This window comes from Pedobacter petrophilus (assembly GCF_009674725.1).
In the GTDB taxonomy this organism is placed as follows: Bacteria; Bacteroidota; Bacteroidia; order Sphingobacteriales; family Sphingobacteriaceae; genus Pedobacter; species Pedobacter petrophilus.
In genome coordinates this window covers 280443-306288 of the sequence record NZ_WKKH01000001.1, presented here as the reverse complement: position 1 = coordinate 306288, position 25846 = coordinate 280443, and the positions used below count along the sequence as shown (strand labels likewise).

The window sequence follows — 25846 nt, the reverse complement described above, 5'->3', positions numbered from 1 at the left end:
CATTAAACCCGCTTTCGCTACATTGACATCTCTTTTAAGAACTTATCAGGTCTAAACCTCACGGCAACCCTTTTTATATATCTTCAGTATTCAGTTTCAGAAAGTCTTAATCGTCTCTCCTTTCGTTTATACCGTTTCAATCTTGTTTTATCTTCTTCCCGACATCCGCCGTTCCGATTTTTTTATTTCCCCTTCGTTTCCGTTGGGAGTGCAAAGGTAGGAATCTTTTACCAAATTCCAAATAAAATAAATTTTATTTTTTAAACCCGTATCCCTGTTTTGCCTTTCAATCCTGCCAACCTCTCAGTCAGCAATCCATTCCTTCCGGAGCGGGTGGCAAAGGTAATGATTTTTCTCACATCTGCAGGTTTTATTTAAAATAATTCCTGCTCCCTTTATTCCCCTCACAACATCATTAACCTGCTTTTCAGCCCATCCGTTTCCTCCGAAGCGGGATGCAAAGGTAGCAAAAATTACCACCGCCACAAATCAATAACCCGATAAAATAAAGCCAAAACCGTAAGCAGCTGGAAATCATCGGGGAAAAATTTAAAAAAGGTAAAACCTTTTGGAAAGAAGGGGGTTTTGAGGGGTTGGTTGAAAAGGTTAGGGGTTAGAAAGGGGTTAGAAGGTTAGTAGCGGGTATGCATTTAAGGGAGCAAGCGTTCCTTAATCATATTAAGATCCGAAGCAGCCTAATGGCACTGTCACCCTTGAAATGGAAAGGACGTATAATAAGGCTTTATTAAAAACATTAAAGTTAGCTGGTGAATATAAAGGCATAGGCAGGTATTGTATCGCTTCACTGTCGGATTTACGCGAGCTCTTAAGGTGATAGAGATAATGTTTAAACGCAGACAATCGATTTACTTTCTATAAGGTACACGTAACCTGCACTTTTCGAAGTTAATCACCCTATCCGTTGGGCATACTTGCTTAAAAAGGCATGAAGCAGCAATTATAATAATTTTATAGGAGGGCCAGCCCCTGCTCCTTCATCTTGCTGAGATCGGCTATCAGATGATAGTACTTTATCTAGTCCCCTGACTTTAAAATTCAAATAAATTTGTAAAACAAGCCATTTACAAAGCAATAATCAACACCTTATATATAGGAGCAATAAATAATTATGATGTCATCCAAACCTTTCTTCAAGCCAGGTTAGTATAAAAGCATAATCTGACATTCATTTTATGTTAAAAATTGTTAACAATATACCTGTACTGATTTCCTTTCCATAGCTTAGCGTTGAATTGTTTTTATTGATGTTATCGTATTATTAATTATCTTTGCAGAATGTTTAAAGTTAAACACTTAATTATTTTAGTATTTATTGCCGCACTGGGCTTTGCGGGTTGTAAAAGTCGTTTTGAAAAATTGAAGGCAAGTAACGACGTGGCTAAGAAATACCAGGAAGCGCTTCGCCTATATAATAAAAGGGATTATAGTAAGGCATTGGTGCTGTTTGAAGATCTTTCTCAGAAATACCGTGGTCGTGCGGAAGCAGAAGACCTGAACTATTACTATGCTTATACATTATATAGATTAAGTGACTTTACTACGGCGAGATACCAGTTTAAAAGTTTCGCAGATACTTATCCGGCGAGTAAGAATGCAGAAGAGGCTAGATATATGGGCGCTTATTGCTACTATTTAGAATCCCCTAGTTTCTCTCTTGATCAGGAAAATACTTACAAAGCAATAGATGCTTTACAATTATTTATTAACTTATATCCATCAAGTGACCGTGCTGCTGCCGCCGGAAAATACATTACTGATTTAAGGGGTAAACTGGAAGATAAGGCTTTTGAGAATGCAAAAATGTATTTAACTACCGGACCTAGTAACGTAGATAACTACAGAGCTGCTGTTATTGCCCTTAAAAATGCACAACGCGATTACCCGGATATTAAATATGCTGAAGAAATGGATTTTCTGATGATCAGGGCTCAGTATCTATACGCTAAAAACAGTTATGTCATCCGCCAGGAAGATCGTTATAATGAAGCACTTGCTTTGTATAACGAATTTACTGAAAATCATCCTGATAGCAAATTTGCAAAAGATGCAAAACAAGTTAAAACAGATGTTGAAACCGGAATGGTTGCTACTAAACAAGAACTTGCATTATATGCTGCTGATCAGGAAAAATACAAACAGATGCTGATCAAAACTAAAAAAGTTAAAGATACAGTTTCTACCAAACCAACTAACGCAGACAATACAGATATTAAAAATTAAGTAACACATGAATACTAACAAACCTGCTGTACCGAATACTACAGTTACCAGAAACGTACACGATTTAGATAAAACTACAGATAACTTATATGAATCTTTAGTTGTTATTGCAAAAAGAGCAAATCAAATTTCGAACAACGTTAAAGAAGAGTTACATGGTAAATTGGCAGAATTCGCATCAAGTAACGATAATTTAGAAGAGATTTTCGAAAATCGCGAGCAAATCGAAATCAGCAAACACTACGAACGTATGCCTAAACCTGTTTTGGTTGCTATTGATGAATTTTTGAATGAGAAAATTTATTATAGAAATCCTGCTAAAGAACAAAAGTAATTAGCACAACGCACGGCGTTCAGAGCAAGGCGTTTTATGCATACGCTCTACGCTCTGCTTAAATGCCCTTGCTGATATGCTTAAAAATAAAAATATAATCCTTGGCGTTTGCGGCAGCATTGCTGCTTATAAATCGGCTTTTCTAGTCCGGTTATTAATTAAAGCTGGCGCAAATGTTAAGGTTATTCTTACCTCAGATGGCGCAAATTTCATTACGCCACTTACCCTTGCTACGCTTTCTAAAAACCCTGTTTACACGCAGTACTTCGAAGAGGAAACTGGTGTTTGGAGCAATCATGTTGAGCTGGGCCTTTGGGCAGATTTAATTCTCATTGCTCCCATTAGTGCCAATACTCTTGCAAAACTATCGACAGGGATTTGCGACAATCTACTTACAGCTGTTTACCTCTCTGCCAAATGCCCTGTTTATGTTGCACCCGCAATGGATCTAGACATGTGGAAGCATAAAACGACACAAGCAAACATTGAAAAGATAGAAAGTTTTAGTAATACAATTATTGAACCTGGTAATGGAGAATTAGCCAGTGGCCTACACGGTGCAGGTAGAATGGCTGAACCTGAGGAAATCATATTTTTTTTAAATAACTCGATTAAACGTTCAATGCCATTATTTGGAAAAAAAGTAATGGTAACTGCGGGACCGACTTATGAGGCGATTGATCCGGTTCGTTTCATAGGAAACCATTCTTCGGGTAAAATGGGTTTTGCATTAGCGGATGAATTGGTCAAACTCGGTGCAGAGGTAACACTAATTTCAGGGCCTACTTCTCAAAGAGAAGGCCAGCATTTGCAGCGGATAGATGTAGTTAGTGCACAGGAAATGCTGAATGCATGTTCCGCTATTTTCTCAGAAACAGACATTACTATTATGTGTGCAGCCGTTGCTGATTACCGTCCGAAGTTTGTAGCCGACCAAAAGATTAAAAAACAGGAAAATAGCCTTTTACTGGAACTGGAAAAAACGGTTGACATTTTGGCTACTCTTGGAAGTGTAAAGAATGAGCATCAGATTTTAGTTGGTTTTGCTTTGGAAACAAATGATGAGGAAAACTATGCAAAAGGAAAACTAGAAAAGAAAAATCTGGATTTAGTGGTGTTAAATTCTCTTAATGATAAAGGTGCGGGTTTTAAATCAGATACCAATAAAATTACTATTTTTAACAAGGCATTGGAGCGGACGGTTTTTGAAACAAAATCTAAGGCAGATGTTGCCAGGGATATTTGTGCTGCTATTCTAAAACTCTTAAAATAATGAAAAGGATCGTCTGGATATTGTTGTTACTAGGCTGTGGTAAATTACAAGCTCAGGAATTAAATGCCAGGGTTACCTTATTGGCTCCTCAGGTTTCTAACATCAGCAAGCCCACTCTGGACGCACTACAAAGAACAATCCGTGATTTTCTAAGCAATAATAAATTTAGTGCCGAAAACTATAAGCCAACGGAACGAATAGATTGCAGCTTTGTTATTACTATCAATTCATGGGATGGTGGATCGGGCTATACTGCAGAGGCGCAAATTCAAAGTAGCAGACCGGTGTTCAATAGTTCTTACAACAGCACATTGCTGAACATGAGTGACAAGAATTTCGATTTCAGTTATAATGACGGTTCAACGATTGATTTTTCAGATCAAAACTATATTTCCAATATCAGTGCACTCCTATCCTATTATGCATATACCATCATCGGCATGGATAAAGATAGTTTCGCCAGGATGGGTGGAACAACTTATTACAAAAAGGCACAAAATATCATTAATCTAGCCCAGGCATCAGGTAACGCTGGCTGGAAAGCTGCTGATGGCTTGAGAAACCGATTCTGGTTTAATGAAAATGTGTTAAATCCTGTTTTTAGCGAATTAAGAGCCTTTATTTATAGTTATCATTTGAACGGTATAGATCAACTTACTGATAATGATAAAGGTTTGAAACAGATTGTTGATGCCCTACCCGCCTTACAGCAAATGGATAAACAGAAGCTGGGTTCAATTTTTCCGAATGTGTATTTTGCATCTAAAGCCGAAGAAGTGACTAATGTGCTATCCAAACTAAATACACAAGAACGCCTTAAAGCCTATAATATGCTGGCTGAAATAGATCCGGCCAATATCGGTAAGTACGAAGGGCTAAAAAAGTAGCTTGCCTATCTAATCTTTTAAATTACAGGACCTATCAAACAATATTAAGATAAATCATAGCTCTTGGATATTCATAACATACTTTTCCGACCAGTCATAACCTTCATCATTAAACCCTATCTTAATTAGTAACATTCAACTCCTAATGCATCTCTTATCAGGATGTTAAGATAATTATTTAAAAACATTTTGATGTTACGAATATCTTCGTACATTTGATTACGAAATAATTCGTACAATTTGTAACATATGGCTAATCAAAATATCAAACCAACAGAAGGTGAAATGGAAATCCTTCAGGTGCTTTGGCAAAAGGGGAATGCAACGGTAAGAGAAGTTCATGAGGCATTGAACAAAAAAGATTCTGGTTATACCACTACTTTAAAATTGATGCAAATTTTACACGAAAAAGGAATGGTGGAAAGGGATACCAATCAAAAGACGCACATCTATAAAGCAATTGTAAATCAGGATAAAACAGAAAAACACCTGGTTAATAAAATGATTGATAGTGTTTTTAATGGTTCAGCGGCACGGTTGGTTATGCAGGCGCTTGGAAATCATAAAGCAAGTGCTGATGAGATTGATGAAATTAAAAAGTACCTGGATAGTTTGCAGTAAGCCTTTCATTGATCGAGTGACGTTTTTCGTTGATCGTTTTTAGAAAATAGCCGCTATTAATCCTATCAGGAAAAAACACTGTTAATCATCTAAGTAATAATATTTGTTTAAATAAAGCATAAATGGAAACTTTAGTACAACAATTTATCAAGGCATTTGGCTGGAGCATTTTAAATTCACTTTGGCAAAGCGCTATCATATACGGCATTTTATTTCTAGTGATGCTAATTCTGCCTAAACTGGCTGCAAGGCACAGGCATAACCTTGCTTTTGCTTCAATAGTATTAATGTTTTTCATTTTTTGCTATAATTTAGGAGAGCAGCTGGTATTAACCAAACCTGTTCATCAACCCATAAGTACCGCGCAACAGGTGCAGTTAAGTCAGTATTTTAATAACCTGCCAGAAACTTTTAGCAGCAAAGCTGAACGGTACTTCCCATTAATTGTGGTGGCTTATGTTTTAGGCATCTTGCTTCAACTATTTATAATTGCAAAAGGATATCACCAGCTTTCAAAACTAAAAAATGAAAACTTAAGCGCCATTCCGGGAGATTGGAAATTGATTTTCGAAGATATCATTGCTAAACTCGGGATTACGAAAGCAGTCAGATTTAATTTGTCTTCTTTGGTAAATGTTCCTTTGGTTATCGGATATCTTAAACCGGTTGTATTATTTCCGCTTGCTTTGGTTAATGAGTTGGATAGCGACCAGGTTGAAGCCATATTAATTCATGAGTTATCTCACATCAGAAGACATGATTTTCTGCTCAATCTAATCAAGACCGCTATCGAAACGCTTCTGTTTTTTAATCCTTTCGTTTGGATGGCTGGAAGATTTATTCATATCGAAAGGGAGCATGCCTGTGATGACCTGGTGTTGAAAACAACAGGAAAACCGTTAAAATATGCGCATGCTTTACTTAAACTTGAATTGATAAAAGACAACAATAGCCCAGCATATGCACTGGCAGCCACTGGTAAAACGCAGAACTTATACCAACGTATTAAAAGAATCACTAATATGAAGACAAACTATTTAAACGCCAAGCAGCAAATGGCAGCCTTAACCTTAGGCGTTACCTGCATGTTATCTATCGCCTGGATTAACCCCAGCGAAAAGAAAAAAGAAATTAAAAAAGTGTTGACCACTCAAATGGCAAGCATTAATAATGCTTTTGAAAACTTAACTGCTCCTCAGGATACCACTAAAAAACGTAAAACGAAGATTGTTACTATTGATGCAAATGGCAAGAAAACAGAATATAACTCTGTAAATGAAATGCCAGATAGCCTTAAAAAAAGCATTTACTCAGACGAGTTTTCAGGATTTAGGAATGTTCTGCTATTTAATAATGATAGTTCATTTACCTTCGGAGATTCCACTTTAAAGGCTAAAATGCAGAAAGAATTTAATTCGCCGGAAGCTAAAGCCAAATGGAAGAAATTTGGGGAAGATGTTGCCAAAGAGTATAGCTCTCCGCAAGCACAGGCAAAATGGAAAAAATTTGGCGATGATGTTGCCAAAGAATATAGCTCTCCGCAAGCACAGGCAAAATGGAAAAAGTTTGGTGAAGATGTAGCTAAAGAATATAACTCTCCAGAAGCACAAGCAAAATGGAAGAAGTTTGGTGAAGATGTAGCTAAAGAATATAGCTCTCCAGAAGCACAAGCAAAATGGAAGAAGTTTGGTGAAGATGCCGCTAAAGAATACGGATCGCCTGAGGCACAGGAAAAGTGGAAAAAAATGGGTGAAGAAATGGCTGCAAAGTTTAATAGCCCTGAATTTAAGGCAAAACTGGAAGCGGCTAATGAAAATATAATTATTATCAATGGCAAAAAGATGTCCTCAAAATCCAGAATGAATATCGATTCTTTATCTAAAAGCTATCGCTATGAATTTGGCACTCCTAACGGGCCAGATGTTTTTTATCGCAATAATCAAACACCGAATAAGGTAAAAGAATCTGCAGAATACAAAAAGCTAAAAGAACAGTTTGACAAAGAAGTAAAAGAACTGAAAAACAAAATAGAAAAGGAAGGAAAAGGCGAAAATTAATCAACCAAACAAACCATAGTTAAAACAGCGAAGAATATTCTTCGCTGTTTTTGTTTTGAGGCGCTTGCTTGAAATAACTTTTTAGTATTTTCGCTTTAGTTATGCTACAAAAACTTTCTATTCGTAATTACGCATTAATCGATAGTCTTGACATTGAATTTGACAAAGGCTTAAACATTATCACGGGGGAGACTGGTGCAGGAAAATCTATCATTCTTGGAGCACTTTCGCTTATTTTAGGCCAGCGGGCCGAAAGTAAATACTTTTTTAGTCAGGATAAAAAATGTGTTATAGAAGGGAATTTTATTCTTGCAGATGAAAATCTTCGGGAAATCTTCGAATCTTACGATCTTGATTTCTCTAATGAAACCATTCTTCGCCGGGAGATCTCAATTGATGGAAAAACACGCTCATTCATCAACGATACGCCGGTAAACCTTTCTATTTTAAAACAAATCGGGGAAAGGCTCATTGATATCCATTCGCAACATGCCACTCAGGAAATTAACGATGCGGACTTTCAGTTACTGATTGTCGATTCTCTTTCTAATCACCATAACTTATTGTCAGATTACCGCAGCGGCTTTAAGAAACTGAAGCAAGACAGCAATGGCCTGAAAAAACTTATTGACGATGCTAATGAGGCCAGAAGTAAACAAGATTACGAACAATTCTTATTTAACGAATTAGAACAAGCAAATATAAAAGATAACGAACAGGAAGACCTGGAGCAGGAATTAGAACGCCTTACCCATGCAGAAACAATTAAAAGAGCCTTACTCACCTCTGCAGGATTGTTGAACGAAAGTGAACCTTCTGCACTGCAAATTCTAAAAGAAACCTCACTACAATTGCAGGGGATTGAAAAATTTGACCCTTTGATTAATACTTTATATGAACGCTTAAGGTCTTCGATTATTGAAATCAAAGACATTTCAGATGAACTTTCCGCTATGGAAGAAAGTACTTTGCATAGCGCTGATCGGTTGGATATCATAAATCAAAGATTAGATTTATTTTATTCACTTCAGCAAAAACACCGCGTTGCTAATAACAACGAATTATCAGAAATTCAATCTCAGCTGGAGCGAAATCTTAATCAACTGCTATCTTCTGATGAAAATATCGAAAAACTTCAAAAGCTGATAGAACAGCTGAAAAAAGATTTGCAAAAGCAAGCTGGCCAATTGAGCAACAACAGGAAAAAAGCGATAAAAGTTGTAGAAGATCAAACAAGTGCTACACTTAAAAGAGTTGGCATGCCCAATGCAAAATTGGTTTTAGATCAAAAATCTTTAGGAGAATTGAATAAAGATGGTATGGATGAAATCAGTTTATTGTTTACCGCCAATGCTGGCCAGGCGCCGGCGCCGGTAAATAAAGTCGCATCCGGAGGCGAACTTTCCCGCCTGATGTTGGCAATAAAAGCGCTCCTGGCAAAACATACCTCACTCCCAACTATTATTTTTGATGAAATTGATACCGGGATTTCCGGAGAAACTGCCTTGAAGGTTGGTGGCGTAATTGCAGATTTAGGCGAAAATATGCAGGTAATTTCCATCACGCATTTGCCTCAAATCGCTGCAAAAGGAAATTCTCATTATTTCGTTTATAAAAATGACGAAAAAGGCAAAACAACAACTGGCATCCGAAAACTTAAACAAGAAGAGAGAGTTGGCGTAATTGCAGAAATGTTGAGCGGCAAAAATCCGGGAGTTTCGGCGCTGGATAACGCAAAGGAGTTACTTAGATAAATCTACCATGATAGATTTGTTATTTTAAAACTAAAAGATTAGTTTTAAAACATGAAATTGACCTGTCTAAATTTGTTCTTTATTTTAATCTCGCTGACCTGTTTTAGTCAACAGTTTACTTTATCAGGAACAATTAAAGACGGCCGGGGGGAAGCACTCCCGGGAGCCGGGATTTATGTAAGCGGTTATCAGATTGCAACGGTTTCAGATAACGATGGTAAGTTCAACTTAAGATTAAATCCAGGCAATTACGACCTGCTGATACAGTTAATTGGCTTTACTCCGCTGAATAAAAATGTAGTTATCGCCGATAAATCCATCAATATTAATCTCACTTTAACGGAAAGTGTTACGCAATTGGCTGAAGTAACCATCAAGCCAGATCCGAACCGGGAACATTATATTAACATGTTCAAAGATTTCTTTATTGGCACAACTCCAAATTCAAAGCAGTGCAGATTGCTTAACCCAAATGTGTTAATGGTTGATTATGATAAAGATGAATCTGTGCTAACCGTCAAAACCAATCAGTTCCTGATTATCGAGAACAAAGCCTTGGGTTACAACATAAAATACCTGTTGAATCTCTTCCAGTTTGAGGGTAAATCACGCATCATTTACTACGAAGGTTTCCCATACTTTGAAGATTTAAATGGTTCTGCAAGACAGAAAAAGAATTGGGAAAAGAAACGCTTATCTGCCTATCTCGGTTCTCCACAACATTTTTTTAAGTCACTTTATCGTAAGAAGGCAACTGAAGAAGGATTTATCATTAATAAAATGGTTATGCAGCCAAATGCTAACAGGCCACCTGATAGTCTCATTAAGGCCAATATAAATCGCCTGACTAAAAAGAAGTTGAATGAAGAAAAAACAATTTATGTTGGTCATGATGATTCACTAACCTACTGGCTGAGGAAGAAAAAACAACCTGCTGAGATAGCAATTTTAAGCCGGGCAAATATTTTGCAGGATACATTGGTTAAGACCGTGAACACCAGTATTAAAAAAATAAATTTTTCTGATAAATTATTCATTTCTTATACCAAAGAAAAGGAAAATCCAATGTTCAGTAACAGTATTGGCTTATCAATACCAAGACCGCTTGATATGGGCGAGAACCAGGTTTCTACAGTTACTTTGCAGATTAGCCCGGTATATTTTTATGAAAATGGAGGTATTTATAATAGCAGAAGTATGTTATTTGCAGGATATTGGGCCTGGGAAAAGATTGCCGATAGCGTACCCATGGATTATATCCCGGTTTCAACAAAAAGTAGTCCTTAAAAATGTTAAAATAGTTGGCTGGCATTTACAATATTATTGCTTTTGTTTACATTCGCTGTTATGATCAAAAGTCTGCTGGCTTCCTTAATATTTCTCTTCACTTTTACCAACGCTATCGCTCAGAATACGTTTTCCATTAGCGGAATAGTGAGAGACAAAAAAGATGGCTTACCCGGCGCAAGTATTTATTTGAGTGGCTACAAAATCGCTACAGTGGCCGATAATGATGGAAAGTTTAAACTTTCTAATTTAAAGCCTGGCAGTTATGATTTACTGGTTCAAATTGTGGGTTACCTCCCCTACTCTAAAAGTGTGATTATTGCCGATCAATCGGTTCAGGTAGATTTAGTATTGAAAGAAAATGTAGCGCAGCTAGATGAGGTGACTGTTCGGGCAGATCCAAACAGGCAGAAGTATATTAATCAGTTTAAAGAGTTTTTTATTGGCAAAACGCCAAATGCGTTGCAGTGCAAAATCCTTAATCCCCAGGTATTAAATGTTGATTTTGACATCACTAAAAGTACATTAACAGTTTCAACAACTGAGTTCCTGGTGGTTGAAAATAAGGCCTTAGGCTATCGGCTAAAATATATGCTCGATCATTTCGAGTTCAATTCCCGTACACATATCATTTATTATTCAGGTCACCCTTTCTTTGAAGAGTTGAAAGCCTCTACAGCTAAAAAGAAAAAATATGTCGCTGCTAGGGAGATTGCTTACTATGGTTCTTCGCAACATTTCTTCAGGTCTTTGTATGCCAACAAAACGAAAGAGGAAGGTTTCATCATCAATAAAATGATTAAAATACCAAATCCAAATCGCTACCCGGAATACCTGATCAATGCTAACCTGGAGAAACTGAAAACGTTACCAGAAAAAACCGGGGTGAGGAAAACGGCAGGAAAAATTGATACGGCTTTACTTTCTTTTTGGACAAAACAGAAGGAAATGCCCCGTACCATCGATAAATTTTCAAGAGCAGAGGTGCTAACGGATACGCTGGTTCATGATTTCAACCAGAATTTGAAATACATCAGCTACACCGACGCGCTCTTAGTTCAATATACTAAAGAGAAAGAATCGCTCGCTTATTCGAACACAGGATTCTGGATTTTCAGACCGCTGGATGTACCAGAGAATGAGATTTCTGTTGCCAACTTAATGAGTGAAGGTGTACGATTTTACGAAAATGGTGGTATTTATGATTCAAGATCCTTACTTTTTGAAGGGTATTGGGCATATGAGAAGGTTGCGGATATGGTGCCGATGGATTATATTCCGCTCCCTAAAAACAGCATTTCTAAATAATTAACATTCTTTCCACATCAAAGCAAATTGCTAATTTTTTTAGTAATTTTATTTCATGGCAGGTAATGAAAAAAATCAATATTTCAAGGGAAGAGGTGCTCAGGTAAATCCGCATAATAAGTTTTTAAAAGATGTGTATGTGAAAGAGCATGATGAGGGCATTGATGATTGGGAAGAAACCGATCGGAAAACATCGTTTATTTTTGAAAACTCGAAAACCATTGTGAACAAGGTTACCAGTCCCGATGTTGGAATGGCTTATTCACTCAACCCCTATCAGGGCTGTGAACACGGCTGTACCTATTGTTACGCTAGAAATTCGCATCAGTATTGGGGTTATAGCGCTGGCTTAGCATTTGAGCAAAAAATTATTGTAAAGCAAGACGCTCCTGCCCTTTTTAAAAAGTTTTTAGAAAAGAAAGGATGGGATGCTTCCACTATTTCGCTATCTGGAAATACAGATTGCTATCAACCTGCAGAACGCAAGTTTAAATTAACCAGGCAACTGCTGGAAATTGCCCTGGAATACAGGCAGCCTATCGGAATGATCACCAAAAATTCTTTGATCTTAAGGGACCAGGATATTCTGCAAGAAATGGCGAAACTGAATCTATGTATGGTATATGTATCTATTAACAGTTTGAATGAAGATTTACGGCAGGTGATGGAACCCAGAACAACTACTGCAAAACAACGATTGAAAATAGTAGAACAGTTAAGTAAAGCTGGAATCCCCACAGGCGTGATGGTTGCACCATTGATTCCCGGACTGAGTGATCATGAAATTCCGAAAATTCTCAAATCTGTTGCGGCAGCTGGCGCAGTAAAAGCAGGGTACACAGTAGTCAGGTTGAATGGTGCAATTGCACAAATATTTGAAGACTGGCTGCGTAAAAATTTTCCGGATCGATTTGACAAGGTATGGCATATGATCCAAAGCTGCCATAGTGGAAATGTAAATGATAGCCGGTTCGGAGACCGAATGCGTGGTGATGGAAATATTGCAAAAATGATTAGAGATAGTTTCAAGCTCCATTCCAGGTTAAATGGCTTAAATACTACTGAGATTATTTTAGATCATTCCTTATTTAAAGTGCCTGGCGATCAGATGTCTTTGTTTTAGATTTATTTGCCGGTTAGTTCAATAAAACTTAGTTTTAGAAATGAATATTGCTTTAGTTACGTACCACGATCAGGGCGCTTATGACAGTCAAACCGTTGAAAGTGAAGATCAGCGGCTATTAATATTTCTGCAAGAAAAGGGGTTAAATATTGAGATGGTAATCTGGAATGATCCAAAAGTAAATTGGGAAAATTATCAACTTGCAATATTAAAGTCGCCATGGGATTATTTTGATCTGATTACTGACTTTTACCTATGGCTAAACCACCTTGAGGAAAAGAAAATAAAATTACTTAATCCAATTGATGTGGTGAGGTGGAATACTGATAAGCAATATCTCCAAGAAATTGAAGCCGCTGGATTGGCGATTACGCCGTGCTCTTTTATCTATAAAAATGAGAAAGTAATTCTTGAAAATTTCTTTGATTTCTACCATACCGATCAGCTAATTGTTAAGCCTTGCATCAGTGGCGGAGCGAAAAACACTTTTAAAGTTACTAAAGACAATATTGATGAAGTTATTTCGAAATTAACTTTACTTATTCAGGATGAAGATTTTATCATCCAGCCATTTTTGTCGGAGATAGTTGAGCACGGCGAATGGTCGTTCATTTTTTTCAACGGAATCTACAGTCACTGTCTGGTTAAAAAAGTTAAGGATGGTGATTTCAGGGTTCAGCCATCGCATGGCGGATCGGTTCACCCCCAAAATCCTGATCAGTCTTTAATTGATACAGCATCAGCATACGTTAACCTTTTTGCAAAAGATTGTCTCTATGCAAGAGTAGATGGAACATTTGTTAACGAAAAATTTTTATTGATGGAACTAGAGTTGATTGAACCGTTTTTATTCCTCAACACTGATCCACTAAACTATGAAAGATATTATCAAGCCTTGAAAAAACTAATTTGAATGAGATAAGCGAAAATTGAATGAGATTTGTACTCGTATGTTAATGACAATAAATCCTGATTAAAAAACTATTTACCTAAAGTAAACTGCGTTTCCTTCACCACAATTTGGCTAAAAAATTGCCAATCGATATGTGGCTGTTTCCATTTTGCCAATGCATTTTCCACAGATGCTTTCTGATCATCTGCTTTTGCCAAAGTACTGATTTCAGTAATGGTAGACTTTAAGCTTTTTAGGACAGAGAAAAACTGTCTGTCATTATTGAATGCTACGCGCCTATCTTTTTCTCCTGATAGATATTCAAGATTCGAGCTTTCACTATAGGCATATTGCATCTTATCAAGCACGATTAAACGTTCATTAATTATATTAAGAGCAGCTTTAGATAAAGGGATCTCTGCTATGGATACAATCTTTTTATTTTCAATGCTAAAATTTAAATTTTCGAAATTGACGGTATGAGAGCCAGGCTGATTAAAAATATATTGGGGTTTAGGAAGATTTGCTATTTGAATTTCACGTGATTTAATTAGTGTTTTATTAAAACCAATGCGGTTTTCAACTAAATTTTTGATCGTGATGTTGGCATCATTAGTAATCAAATTATTTTGTGCCTTAACATATAAAGAAACACTTAAAGATGATATCAGCAGAAGAGCAAGTTTGATTCTCATGGCGCAAATGTAGCCTTAAAAATCAAAAAAAATCTTATATTGTATGATCAAAAATACAGATTTTAAAGTATTTTGACAATTTCCGATTGATAAAAGTCAATACTTAGGGATCTGTGTCCCGTTTCCAACTTTGAAATCATCGGCAATCCGCCACGAAATGTAGTTTTCTCCTTGGTAAATACCCGTGCATTTACTACGCCCTTTGGCCTAATCTGAACTCAGACAATGCTGCTGAACATACAGTTTTTTGATATTATCGATCGATTCCTTCCCTGATTTATATTAGACTATAGATGAAAACATTTTCTCAGTTATGCAAAAAAAACTCCCGACTTTCGTCAGGAGTTTAAACTTATTTGCTTGAAGAATCTTCTTCTTTCTTAGGCTCTTCTTTTTTCTTTTCGCCTTTTCGATGATTAATTGAAATCAATTCGGTTTCTTTTTCGTAATCAATTTCCAATACGTCGCCTTGGGACAATTCACCTTTTAAAATTTCCTCTGCAATTGGATCTTCCAGGTATTTCTGAATTGCTCTTTTTAACGGACGGGCACCGAAGTTACTGTCGAAGCCTTTCTCAGCGATATATTCCTTTGCATTTTCAGTTAACGCAATTTCATAACCTAAGGTATGAACACGACCAAATAAAGCTTTTAATTCAATATCGATAATCCTGAAGATTTCTTCTTTACCTAAGCTGTTGAATACAACCACATCATCAACCCGGTTTAAGAATTCAGGAGCAAAAGCACGTTTCAATGCACCTTCAATCACACCACGACTGTGCGATTCTGCCTGGTTTGTTTTCGCTGAAGTAGAGAAACCAACACCCTGACCAAAATCTTTCAATTGACGGGCACCAATGTTTGAAGTCATAATGATGATCGTATTTCTAAAATCAACTTTTCGACCTAAACTATCAGTTAACTGTCCTTCATCTAAAACCTGTAACAGGATATTGAATACATCTGGATGCGCTTTCTCAATCTCATCCAATAAGATCACTGCATATGGTTTTCTTCTAACTTTTTCAGTTAACTGTCCTCCTTCTTCATAACCTACGTATCCCGGAGGCGCACCCACTAAACGTGATACTGCGAACTTCTCCATGTATTCACTCATGTCAATTTGAATTAGTGAATCATCACTATCAAACATAAAACGAGCCAGTTCTTTTGCTAATTCTGTTTTACCAACTCCGGTAGGACCTAGGAAAATAAATGAGCCAATTGGTTTTTTCGGATCCTTTAACCCTGCTCTTGTACGCTGGATAGCTTTGGTTAATTTCTTAATCGCATCATCCTGACCTATAATTTTTTCGGCTACTTTATCGTACATGTTCAAAAGCTTCTGGCTATCAGTCTGTCCAACACGCTGAACCGGAATACCAGTCATCATGGCAACAACTTCAGCTACATTATCTTCTGATACTTCGTAACGTTTGGTCTTGGTTTCTGCTTCCCACTCTGCTTTTGCCTTATCTAATTCTTCAATTAAATTTTTCTCAGTATCACGAAGTTTTGCTGCTTCTTCATACTTCTGGCTACGGACAACTTTATTTTTTTCTAACTTAATATCTTCAATTTTCGCTTCAATATCAATAATATTTTGCGGAACATGAATATTCGTTAAATGTACTCGGGATCCGGCTTCATCTAAAGCATCGATCGCTTTATCCGGCAGGAAACGATCTGAAATGTAACGGGAAGTTAAGCTAACGCAAGCTAAAATAGCTTCGTCAGTATAGGTTACACCATGGTGTTCTTCATACTTATCTTTTATTCTCGTTAAAATTTCAACAGTTTCATCCGGGGTAGCAGGTTCAACCATCACTTTTTGGAAACGACGATCTAAAGCACCATCTTTTTCAATATACTGACGATATTCATCTAAAGTGGTAGCCCCAATACATTGAATTTCTCCCCTGGCCAGCGCCGGCTTAAACATATTCGATGCATCTAATGAACCAGAAGCACCACCAGCACCAACAATTGTGTGAATCTCATCGATAAATAAAATCACATCTGTAGATTTCTCCAATTCGTTCATCACGGCTTTCATACGCTCTTCGAACTGACCGCGGTATTTGGTACCAGCAACCAAAGATGCTAAATCCAATGTTACCACACGTTTGCCAAAAAGCACACGGGATACTTTGCGCTGAACAATGCGTAAGGCTAAACCTTCTGCAATTGCAGATTTACCCACACCAGGCTCTCCAATTAAAATCGGATTGTTTTTCTTCCTACGAGATAAGATTTGTGAAACACGCTCAATCTCTTTCTCACGACCAACAATTGGATCTAAACGACCTTCTTCTGCAGCTTTTGTTAAATCACGACCAAAATTATCTAAAACCGGTGTTTTTGATTTAATGTCTGAAACCTTTTTAGGGGTGCTAAAGCTCTCTTCTTCACGATAATCGTCATCGCCACCTGTTGATGCGCTGTTTGAAATATCATCTCTGAAACCATTTTTATTCACTTCTACCTCCTGTTTAAAAACATCATAAGTTACCCCGTATTGTAACAAGATTTGTGAGGCAATATTATCATCATCTCTCAAAACCGATAACAATAAATGTTCGGTGCCAATTAAATCACTTTTAAATATTTTAGCTTCTAAGTAAGTAATTTTTAAAACTTTTTCTGCTTGTTTCGTTAACGGAATATTCCCTAAGTTAACTGTAACACTCGAAGTGCCGCGAACAGCATCTTCAATTGAGCGGCGCAATTTACCCGTATCTACTCCTAACGATCTTAAAATTTTGATAGCCATACCATCGCCTTCGCGGATGAGGCCCAATAATAAATGTTCGGTTCCAATGTAATCATGCCCTAAACGGAGAGCTTCCTCCCTACTAAAAGAGATTACATCTTTAACCTGTGGTGAAAATTTTGCTTCCATAATACCTTTCTTAACAGCTACGTCCCTAAACTATAAAATATATTATAAAAAGAGATAGTACTGTTTTCTTTATTTTATCAACAATTGCGCCATGTGGGGAGATAAACAGCTTTTTGAACTACTGCAACTCCAAAAATTTATGTAAGAATATCGTTGCTGTAAATATGCTTATCCTGATATCTATCTACGTAATATCTGTTTTAAAGGTTTTAAAGTGCTTTTGAATTTAGCACTTTATCTGCATTTAGTTTTTGTCGGTTTAGTGTAAGGATTTTCCTGCCGGATAAAACTGACAAATTGTATCTTTTTATCTATGCAATTTACAAGTTTTGACAGAAAAACAAAGGATTATGACATCCTTTTATATATAAGCAAACAAATTATAATGAATTTCCCAAAACCACTTTAAAATAGATCGTTATTTTAGATAAACCCTGTTTAAAAGCTTTTTGTTTTGGGAAACTACTTCGCTCCTTTTTTAAGGAGCGGCGCCTGAAGAGCGTGGTGGTTAAAGCCATAACATCAAGAAATTCATTTCCTCCTTATTAGACGCTATTTGTTCGCCAACCAAAGAAAGCAAAGAATCTATTCGGATTTTTTTTACGTATGTGTTTTCGAATCGAAAGAATTTAACTTTTAATATGCCAGCACTTTACCAAAGGTTTTTCATTGTATTAATTCTGCTTACTGTTTTTACAGGCAGGATTTTTATTTATGCAATGCCTTTGCCAAAAGCGACTAAGGAAGTTCTTAAAACACAAAACAGCGATTTATCAGAAAAATCTGAATCCAACGAAAAACAAAATCAACTGGAAGAGAAAGACAAACCGTCAGACTTGCTGTTCACTCCAATGAGCGATCTTGATTTTGATGGTTTTTATTATTCCGGAAACAGCCGGTTCCCAGGCACATTCAACCTGACACACTGTTATTTACAAATACCAGAACAACCCCCAAAATAGAAGTTTCACACTTCTATGTTAAAAATCCTTACCCATTAATTAAACAATAAAAACATGATTAAAATTAAACATTTAATCATAGTAGCCTTATGCGCTATTATGACCCCTATCTTATTTTCTGCGTGCAAAAAAGACAGAAACATCGACCAGGAAGTACTTACTCCCGGTCCGGATCTTAATTTCTATGCATTAACGTCTGACAGTAAATTGCATCTAATTAATGCTAAAAACCCAACTACGGTGACTTCTACAGTAACCATTAGCGGATTACAAACCGGCGAAACCATTTTAGGAATCGATTTTCGTCCTGCTACAGGCCAGCTTTATGGTCTGGGAAGCTCTAGCCGATTATATGTTATCGACCAGAAAACCGGTGTAGCAAGATCAATTTCTTCTGCTCCCTTTACTCCGGCTTTGAGTGGTACGGCTGCAGGTTTCGATTTTAATCCGACAGTGGATCGCATTCGTGTGGTAACCAATACGGGCCAGAATTTACGTCTGAATCCAGAAACCGGAACTGTTGCAGCTACGGATGGTGCGATTAACGGCGTAACCAATGCAAAAGTTTCTTCAGTAGCTTATACTCAAAACAAAGCTGGTGCTACGGCAACAGTGCTGTTTGATATTGATGCAGCAACAGATAAATTATATAAGCAAGACCCACCTAATGATGGGAAATTGGTAGAAGTTGGAAACCTTGGTTTTGATGTAGAAGAGATGGGAGGTTTTGATATTAATCCGGATGGTAGCGCTGCAATTGCAGCATTAACCGTTGGTGGCGTTTCTGGTTTGTATACGGTTAATACAAGCAGTGGTCAGGCAACAAAAGTTGGGAATCTACCACTTAACATTACGGGCTTAGCTATTCCGACAGAAACAGTAGCGTATGCTATATCTAATAACAATGAATTATTAATTTTCAATCCGTTAGCAACAACACCAACTGTTAGCGTGAAAACAATTACGGGCATTCAGGCAGGCGAAAGCATTCTGGGCATAGACCTTCGTCCCTTAAATGGACAGCTTTATGCGTTGGGTAGTTCAAGTCGTATTTATACCATTAATATGTCTTCTGGTGCTTCTGTAGCAGTTGGCAGTGCACCTTTCAGCACTTTATTAAATGGTACGCAATTCGGTTTCGACTTCAACCCTACTGTAGATAGAATTCGTATTGTGAGCAATTTGGGCCAGAATTTACGTTTCAATCCATTGGATGGAACCATAACACCTGATGGAAATATTTCACTTGCAACTGCAGCAATTTCCGGAGCAGCATATACTAATAATTTTCAAGGAGCCACCACAACTGTATTATTTGATATCGACGCGACAGGCGACAGATTATATAAACAAGATCCACCTAACATAGGAACTTTAGTAGATGTGGGTGCACTAGGCATTAATGTAGAATCAAATAATGGTTTTGATATCGGCGGAACGAGTGGCATGGCTTATGGCCTATTTACTGTTGCCGGTACACAAAAAATTTACAGTGTAAATCTATCAACCGGTGTTGCAACCGCTGGTGCAACTATTGCAAATGCTTCCAGAGGTTTTGCATTAGGTTTAGGTTTTTAATAAGAATTCTTTGGAGTGAAAATGGCTACAGCTTAATTGTTGTAGCCTTTTTTTTGATTTCATATTACCTATTTAATAACTTTTCCCGCATTTTGTTGATTCTATTGAGATCAATGTAGTTATAACAATCGCTATTCTCCTTTCGGGAAGTTTGGACGCTAACATCAAAAGTTATGAGATACTTTACAATCCACTTTTTTATCGCCATGTTGTTTCTATCTTTGCATTCGGATTTGTACATCTGTCTATTTACATTATTATGCATATGGCTTGCAGGTCCGGCTGTAACTTTCGAAGTAAAATTCTTCAAAATCTTAGGGCAATAACTATTACCATTAAATAACATAACCGATTAATATGTCTGACGAAAAAATAATCTTTTCAATGGCTGGTGTAAATAAAATTTACCCACCACAAAAACAGGTTTTAAAAAATATTTACCTTTCTTTCTTTTACGGTGCTAAAATTGGCGTAATTGGTTTAAACGGCTCTGGTAAATCATCACTATTAAAAATTATTGCAGGTTTAGATAAAACCTATCAGGGAGAAGTGGTTTTTTCACCAGGTTATTCTGTAGGTTATTTAGCCCAGGAGCCAATTCTTGATCCCGAAAAAACAGTTCGTGAGATTGTAGAAGAAGGAGTTGCTGATGTAATTGCAACTTTAAAAGAATACGAAGAAGTGAATGAAGCCTTCGGACTGGAAGAAAATTATTCAGATCCTGATGCCATGGATAAATTAATGGCCAGACAAGGTGAGTTACAAGATAAAATTGATGCCCTGGGTGCCTGGGAACTCGACTCCAAATTGGAGAGAGCGATGGACGCCTTGCGTTGTCCTGATCCTGAAACTAAAATCGGTGTACTTTCCGGAGGTGAACGTCGCCGTGTAGCCATGTGCCGCTTACTATTGCAAAAACCAGATGTATTATTGCTGGATGAGCCTACCAACCACCTGGATGCAGAAAGTATCGATTGGTTAGAACAATTCTTACAAAACTACGAAGGAACAGTAATTGCCGTTACTCACGATAGGTATTTCCTGGATAACGTAGCCGGATGGATTTTAGAATTAGATCGTGGTGAGGGAATTCCCTGGAAAGGAAATTACAGCAGTTGGTTAGAGCAAAAAGCTAAACGTTTATCTCAGGAGGAAAAAACAGAAAGCAAACGCCAGAAAACACTTGAGCGCGAATTGGAATGGGTACGTATGGCTCCAAAAGCGCGTCATGCCAAATCCAAAGCCCGCTTAGCCAACTATGATAAGTTAGCTTCAGAAGATGGAAGAGAAAGAGAAGACAAACTGGAGCTTTTCATTCCTGCAGGCCCTCGTTTAGGTAATGTGGTGATTGAAGCAACAAATGTGACCAAGGCTTATGGTGATAAAATTTTGTTTGATAACTTAAACTTCTCGCTTCCACCAGCAGGGATTGTAGGGATTATTGGCCCAAATGGTGCGGGTAAAACCACGCTATTCCGTTTAATTACCGGACAGGAAGAACCTGATAATGGTACTTTCCGTGTTGGAGATACTGTAGAATTGGGTTATGTAGATCAAATGCACAATGATTTAGACGCAGACAAAACTGTTTATGAAAACATTACAGATGGGCTAGATAATATTCAGTTAGGAACGAAGGCCGTAAACGGACGTGCTTATGTTTCCAAATTCAACTTTAATGGCGGCGATCAACAGAAAAAAGTAGGCATCTTATCTGGCGGTGAACGGAACCGGGTTCACCTGGCCATTACCTTAAAAAAAGGTGCTAACGTACTTCTACTCGATGAGCCAACCAATGATATTGATGTAAATACACTGCGTGCTTTGGAAGAGGCATTGGAAAACTTTGGAGGCTGCGCCGTAGTGATTAGTCACGATAGGTGGTTCTTAGATAGGATTTGTACTCACATCCTGGCATTTGAAGGAAACTCAGAAGTTTATTTCTTCGAAGGAAATTATTCTGATTACGAAGAAAACCGCAAGAAACGTTTAGGTGATGTAACACCGAAGAGAATCAGATATAAAAAATTAGATTAATCCTGATCAATTTTCGGGAATTGAAATTTAGCTTTGACAACTTTAATATGCGCTTTGCCCAAAAGTTGTCAAAGCTTTTCCATTTCTGAAGATTTAGCTTTGACAACTTTAATATGCGCTTTGCCTAAAGGATGTCTAAGTTTTCACTTACTGACCAACAAATGTTGGAGGGAAAGAGGTAGGTTTTGGAACTTCATTTGCTTTTCTTTTACCTCTAAAAAAGAAAAAAAGATTGATAAATAACATGAGGCCGAGGTAGATCGCAAAACCACCTATTTTTGAACCTAGGGCCTCCACCAAACTTTGGTAGCTGTTTGAAGAAATATTAATCTTCATAATTAATAATGCAAAGCCAATATTTAATAAATAGAAGCCTGTTTCGAAAAGTTTATTTGTAGCATTTGCAATTTCTTCCCTGCCTTTAAAAATATCAAGCATATAAATCTTACTATTTTTAAATAATGTTCTTGAAACATAAAGTGTCAAAATTAGGGCTATTGGTAAATAGATAGCATAACCGATTAAAATTTTGGTAGTTTCCATGACTAAATTTTTAGATTGTTATTTTATTAATTTATGAATGGTGTTGGTAAGCAAGAAAATATTCAAATAATGCAGAACAGATAAAATGCAGATAATCACAGCCAATTTTATTGCCAGTATCTCTACCAATTGCAAGGGCGAACTAACGGCATCCCAACTCACCAGTGTCATGGTACAATACCCGATGTTAACAAGGTAATAACAAACGAGAAGCGTTTTATTAATCTGCTGACATAAATCTAAATGATCAGGAATAAGCGCAACGACAAAAATATTGCCATTCCGATAGCAAATTCTGCCAACGATAACGATGATCAAAACAATAATGGCGATGAAAATGCTATATCCTATTAAATTGTAATTCATCTTGATTCATTTTACAATAGCTGAATATTATCGAAGGAATAACTCCGCTTAAGTCAATTTTAAAATTTAATTTTTATCCTCTTCCCTAATAACCTTAATTTCTTTGACGATATAAAGATAAACACAAGTTTCTGTATTTTCAAATATTATTGAAAGTTTTAAATAAAAAATAACCTGCAAGTAGTTTGTGGGTTATTTTTTATTTATTTTCTTTTTTCCAATGCCTGGTCGATGGCCTTCTCAGTTACTTCCTGCATTATCTTATATCCTGCCAGATTAGGATGTACACCATCTATTGTGAGTTCTTTTTTCTGGCCTTTCCGCTGATTAACTAAAGGCGTCCAGTAATCAAGTACAGTGAAATTATTTTCTTTTGCGTAAGTCGCGATCATATTGTTGAGGTCAACAATTTTTTCGGCAGGTTTAATGCTTTTATTCCATGGATATTCATAAACAGGTAAGTATTTACACAGAATAACTTTAATATTATGAAGCCTGGCTAATTCTGACATCGATTTGATGTGATCCATAATGCCTTCATTGGTTACATGCCCTTTATCGTTTGAAATATCATTACTGCCAGCTAAGATGATCACCGCTGCAGGTTTTAAATCAATTACGTCTTGTCTGAATCGGATGAGCAATTGTGGAGAGATTTGTCCACTTATTCCCCTATCTATATAAGGATGACTGCTGAAGTATTTCGGATCTTTTTGTTTCCAAAATTCAAATATGGAACTTCCTAAAAATACAACCCTTTTTTCGCCGACTGCAGGAGCTGGCAAAGCAGCATTCTCGTTTTTATACTTAGATAAAGCAGCCCAGTCATCAGAGAAATCTTCTTTTTGAGCATGCGCTGGTTGTTGTGCAAAGTTATTGTCTGAGCATAAAGCCAATAATGCGATGATGAGGCAATATTTCATGGAAAACGTTCTCATTAAATAATATTATTTTTTCTCTTCTCTCGGACCTCTTTTATAAATCACTAAGCCATTCAAAAAGTTCCGCAGAATCTGATCGCCACAAGGTTTAAAATTCTCGTGATCTTCATTTCTGAAAATATCTCCCAGTTCAGCTTTGGTTACCTTGAACCCAACCAGATCGCAGATCGTAATAATATCATCTGTTTTAAGTGACAGTGCCACCCTTAATTTTTTAAGTATATCGTTATTGCTCATCTTTTAATATGTGAATTTTGAATTAGAGAGTAAGTGAATTTTGAATTAGCGAGTGAGTGAATGTTAATTTAAATGCTAATTATTTTAACCAATCGAACGAAAAACGACCGACGATTAGCCGAAAACAGCCCCAAATCTAACTTGCTATTTCCAGTTTAAGTTTCTTGCCTTTAATCTTTTCATCACGTAAAACCTTTAAAAGTTTTTCAACTTTGCTTCGCTTCACCGCAACGTAACTTGCAGAATCTTTTACCTCAATTAATCCCAGGTCATCTTTTTCAAGTTCACCTTTTTTAAGGAAAACACCTACAATGTCTACTTTGTTGATTTTATCTTTTTTGCCGTTTGGAATATATAATGTTACCCAGTCGCTTGCCTCAGGCAATTTATAGTTTTTAGATAAATCTTCTTCCTGAATATCTTCCGGCAGGTATTTATAATGTTCTTCTGGCGTAAGCACAACGTAAGCAGTACCTTTTGCATTCATCCTCGCGGTTCTGCCATTTCTATGAATGTAAGAATCTTCTGTATAAGGCAATTGGTAATGTACAATGTATTCAACTTCGGGAATGTCTAGTCCTCTGGCTGCTAAATCTGTCGTGATTAAGATTTTATGGCTCCCGTTCCGGAATTTAAGCAGTGCTTTTTCCCGGTCAAACTGCTCCATTCCGCCATGAAAAACATCATGTGCCAAACCATGTTCGAAAAGTAAATCGCTGATTCGATCAACCGTTTCCCGGTGATTACAAAATACCAACGTATTTTTCGAACCGATTTTACTTAACAATTTAAAGACTGCATCCAGCTTATCGGCAGCGGGTACCGTAATTTTCTTGAGTTTTAAATCAGGTTTTACCTGCACATTTTTAGAAAAATCTATAGCTACGGGTGTATTCAGTTTAACAAAAGCCGGAATCTCTTCCATTTTAGTGGCAGAAGTTAAGATTCGCTGTCTTAATGAGTAGAGTGAGCCAATGATGTACGACATGTCTTTTTCAAAACCAAACTCCAGCGATTTATCAAACTCATCCAAAACAAGTGTTTCAATAAATGATTCATCAAAGTTCCGATGATCCAGGTGATAGGCAATACGCCCCGGCGTTCCAATCAGTACAGCTGGTGGATGCGCCAGATTATTTTTCTCCACGCGTACAGCATGACCACCATAACAGCAATTTACTTTGAAAGGCGTACCCATTTGTTTAAAAACCTGCTCAATTTGTAAGGCAAGCTCTCTCGAGGGCACTAAAATCAATGCCTGCACCCCTTTAACATCTGCCTTTAAGCTAGTCAGTAAGGGAAGTAAAAATGCCAGCGTTTTGCCTGAACCTGTTGGCGCAATCAGCAAGATATCGTGGCCCAGTTTTCCTTGCTCAACAGCGGTTTCCTGCATTTCATTAAGCGCAGTAATGTTTAATCTTTTTAAGGCATTTTCTATCATTATGCCAAAGATAAACATTTAAATAGCCTGTAGGAAGTTACGTTAGCTTAGATCTTAAAAAAGTTGTTTTTGAATTTTTTGAGCAAAGAGAAATTTAGCCTTTTTTCCAGAAGCATCAGCATCTTTCCCCTATGCGAAATCGAAGACTGTACCTGCTCTGTCATCTGGTCTACAGACGACCTGAACCGATCGGTTAAATCATCAAATTTGTTAGCTCTACTATTTTGTAACAACTGAAGTTCTTGAATTAGTTCTGCGCTCATAATATTTTATGTATTAGGTTAACAATATAATAGTAACGACAGGTAGAAAAATTTGTTTCATAAACCTGCAATCAAATCACCATAATTAATTAACTTGTTGA

General features: G+C 37.0%; 22 protein-coding genes. 14 read left to right on the top strand and 8 right to left on the bottom strand.

Features of this window, described 5'->3' with window-relative positions; translation table 11 throughout:
• Positions 1–1296: 1296 nt before the first annotated feature.
• From GJU39_RS01205 to GJU39_RS01155, 11 genes are all read left to right on the top strand, one after another.
• On the top strand, positions 1297–2241 hold the full coding sequence (locus GJU39_RS01205) for an outer membrane protein assembly factor BamD (protein WP_154278855.1): 945 nt from the start codon (positions 1297–1299) through the stop codon (positions 2239–2241).
• A gap of 7 nt (positions 2242–2248) precedes the next feature.
• Positions 2249–2575 (top strand): DNA-directed RNA polymerase subunit omega, encoded by a 327-nt coding sequence (locus GJU39_RS01200; protein WP_154278854.1) that lies wholly within the window; start codon positions 2249–2251, stop codon positions 2573–2575.
• A 76-nt stretch (positions 2576–2651) separates the two neighbouring features.
• Complete coding sequence (gene coaBC / locus GJU39_RS01195; RefSeq protein WP_154278853.1) at positions 2652–3848, top strand: bifunctional phosphopantothenoylcysteine decarboxylase/phosphopantothenate--cysteine ligase CoaBC; 1197 nt, start codon at positions 2652–2654, stop codon at positions 3846–3848.
• Entirely contained in the window at positions 3845–4735 is an 891-nt protein-coding gene (porD, locus tag GJU39_RS01190; protein WP_449305167.1) for a type IX secretion system protein PorD, read from the top strand. Before coaBC ends, porD begins: the two co-directional genes overlap by 4 nt.
• A 249-nt stretch (positions 4736–4984) precedes the next feature.
• Complete coding sequence (locus GJU39_RS01185; protein WP_154278851.1) at positions 4985–5356, top strand: BlaI/MecI/CopY family transcriptional regulator; 372 nt, start codon at positions 4985–4987, stop codon at positions 5354–5356.
• A gap of 122 nt (positions 5357–5478) precedes the next feature.
• Positions 5479–7413 (top strand): M56 family metallopeptidase, encoded by a 1935-nt coding sequence (locus GJU39_RS01180; RefSeq protein ID WP_154278850.1) that lies wholly within the window; start codon positions 5479–5481, stop codon positions 7411–7413.
• Between the two features lie 101 nt (positions 7414–7514).
• Positions 7515–9167: a DNA repair protein RecN gene (gene recN / locus GJU39_RS01175; RefSeq protein ID WP_154278849.1), complete on the top strand. Its 1653-nt coding sequence runs from the start codon at positions 7515–7517 to the stop codon at positions 9165–9167.
• 51 nt (positions 9168–9218) lie between these two features.
• On the top strand, positions 9219–10454 hold the full coding sequence (locus GJU39_RS01170; protein WP_154278848.1) for a carboxypeptidase-like regulatory domain-containing protein: 1236 nt from the start codon (positions 9219–9221) through the stop codon (positions 10452–10454).
• A 60-nt stretch (positions 10455–10514) separates the two neighbouring features.
• Positions 10515–11762 (top strand): carboxypeptidase-like regulatory domain-containing protein, encoded by a 1248-nt coding sequence (locus GJU39_RS01165; protein WP_154278847.1) that lies wholly within the window; start codon positions 10515–10517, stop codon positions 11760–11762.
• Between the two features lie 55 nt (positions 11763–11817).
• A complete protein-coding gene (locus tag GJU39_RS01160; protein ID WP_154278846.1) occupies positions 11818–12885 on the top strand; it encodes a PA0069 family radical SAM protein in 1068 nt (355 codons plus the stop codon).
• A gap of 40 nt (positions 12886–12925) precedes the next feature.
• Positions 12926–13798: an ATP-grasp domain-containing protein gene (locus GJU39_RS01155; RefSeq protein WP_154278845.1), complete on the top strand. Its 873-nt coding sequence runs from the start codon at positions 12926–12928 to the stop codon at positions 13796–13798.
• 68 nt (positions 13799–13866) lie between these two features.
• Here GJU39_RS01155 and GJU39_RS01150 read toward each other — a convergent pair whose 3' ends face one another.
• Together GJU39_RS01150 and GJU39_RS01145 are read right to left on the bottom strand one after the other, a co-directional pair.
• Entirely contained in the window at positions 13867–14472 is a 606-nt protein-coding gene (locus GJU39_RS01150; RefSeq protein ID WP_154278844.1) for a hypothetical protein, read from the bottom strand.
• Between the two features lie 352 nt (positions 14473–14824).
• The gene (locus GJU39_RS01145) at positions 14825–17377 is read right to left on the bottom strand and encodes an ATP-dependent Clp protease ATP-binding subunit (protein WP_154278843.1); all 2553 of its coding nucleotides are present in this window, start codon (positions 17375–17377) and stop codon (positions 14825–14827) included.
• Positions 17378–18018: 641 nt separating this feature from the next.
• Here GJU39_RS01145 and GJU39_RS01140 point away from each other — a divergent pair.
• The 3 genes from GJU39_RS01140 to ettA all read left to right on the top strand — a co-directional run bounded on the left by GJU39_RS01140 (position 18019) and on the right by ettA (position 21954).
• The gene (locus tag GJU39_RS01140; RefSeq protein ID WP_154278842.1) at positions 18019–18339 is read left to right on the top strand and encodes a hypothetical protein; all 321 of its coding nucleotides are present in this window, start codon (positions 18019–18021) and stop codon (positions 18337–18339) included.
• Between the two features lie 54 nt (positions 18340–18393).
• A complete protein-coding gene (locus tag GJU39_RS01135) occupies positions 18394–19917 on the top strand; it encodes a DUF4394 domain-containing protein (protein ID WP_154278841.1) in 1524 nt (507 codons plus the stop codon).
• Between the two features lie 357 nt (positions 19918–20274).
• Complete coding sequence (gene ettA, locus GJU39_RS01130; RefSeq protein ID WP_154278840.1) at positions 20275–21954, top strand: energy-dependent translational throttle protein EttA; 1680 nt, start codon at positions 20275–20277, stop codon at positions 21952–21954.
• Positions 21955–22101: 147 nt separating this feature from the next.
• On the opposite strand, the gene GJU39_RS01125 is transcribed toward ettA, so the two are convergent.
• From GJU39_RS01125 to GJU39_RS01100, 6 genes are all read right to left on the bottom strand, one after another.
• Positions 22102–22497: a hypothetical protein gene (locus GJU39_RS01125; RefSeq protein ID WP_154278839.1), complete on the bottom strand. Its 396-nt coding sequence runs from the start codon at positions 22495–22497 to the stop codon at positions 22102–22104.
• 18 nt (positions 22498–22515) lie between these two features.
• Complete coding sequence (locus GJU39_RS01120) at positions 22516–22863, bottom strand: hypothetical protein (protein ID WP_154278838.1); 348 nt, start codon at positions 22861–22863, stop codon at positions 22516–22518.
• 203 nt (positions 22864–23066) lie between these two features.
• A complete protein-coding gene (locus tag GJU39_RS01115; RefSeq protein WP_245227642.1) occupies positions 23067–23801 on the bottom strand; it encodes a GDSL-type esterase/lipase family protein in 735 nt (244 codons plus the stop codon).
• Between the two features lie 9 nt (positions 23802–23810).
• Positions 23811–24041: a DUF1456 family protein gene (locus GJU39_RS01110; RefSeq protein ID WP_121948305.1), complete on the bottom strand. Its 231-nt coding sequence runs from the start codon at positions 24039–24041 to the stop codon at positions 23811–23813.
• Positions 24042–24177: 136 nt separating this feature from the next.
• A complete protein-coding gene (locus GJU39_RS01105) occupies positions 24178–25482 on the bottom strand; it encodes a DEAD/DEAH box helicase (RefSeq protein ID WP_154278837.1) in 1305 nt (434 codons plus the stop codon).
• Between the two features lie 47 nt (positions 25483–25529).
• Positions 25530–25745 carry a hypothetical protein gene (locus GJU39_RS01100; protein WP_154278836.1) on the bottom strand — a complete coding sequence of 72 codons (216 nt, stop codon included), beginning with the start codon at positions 25743–25745 and terminating at the stop codon, positions 25530–25532.
• Between the last annotated feature and the right edge of the window lie 101 nt (positions 25746–25846).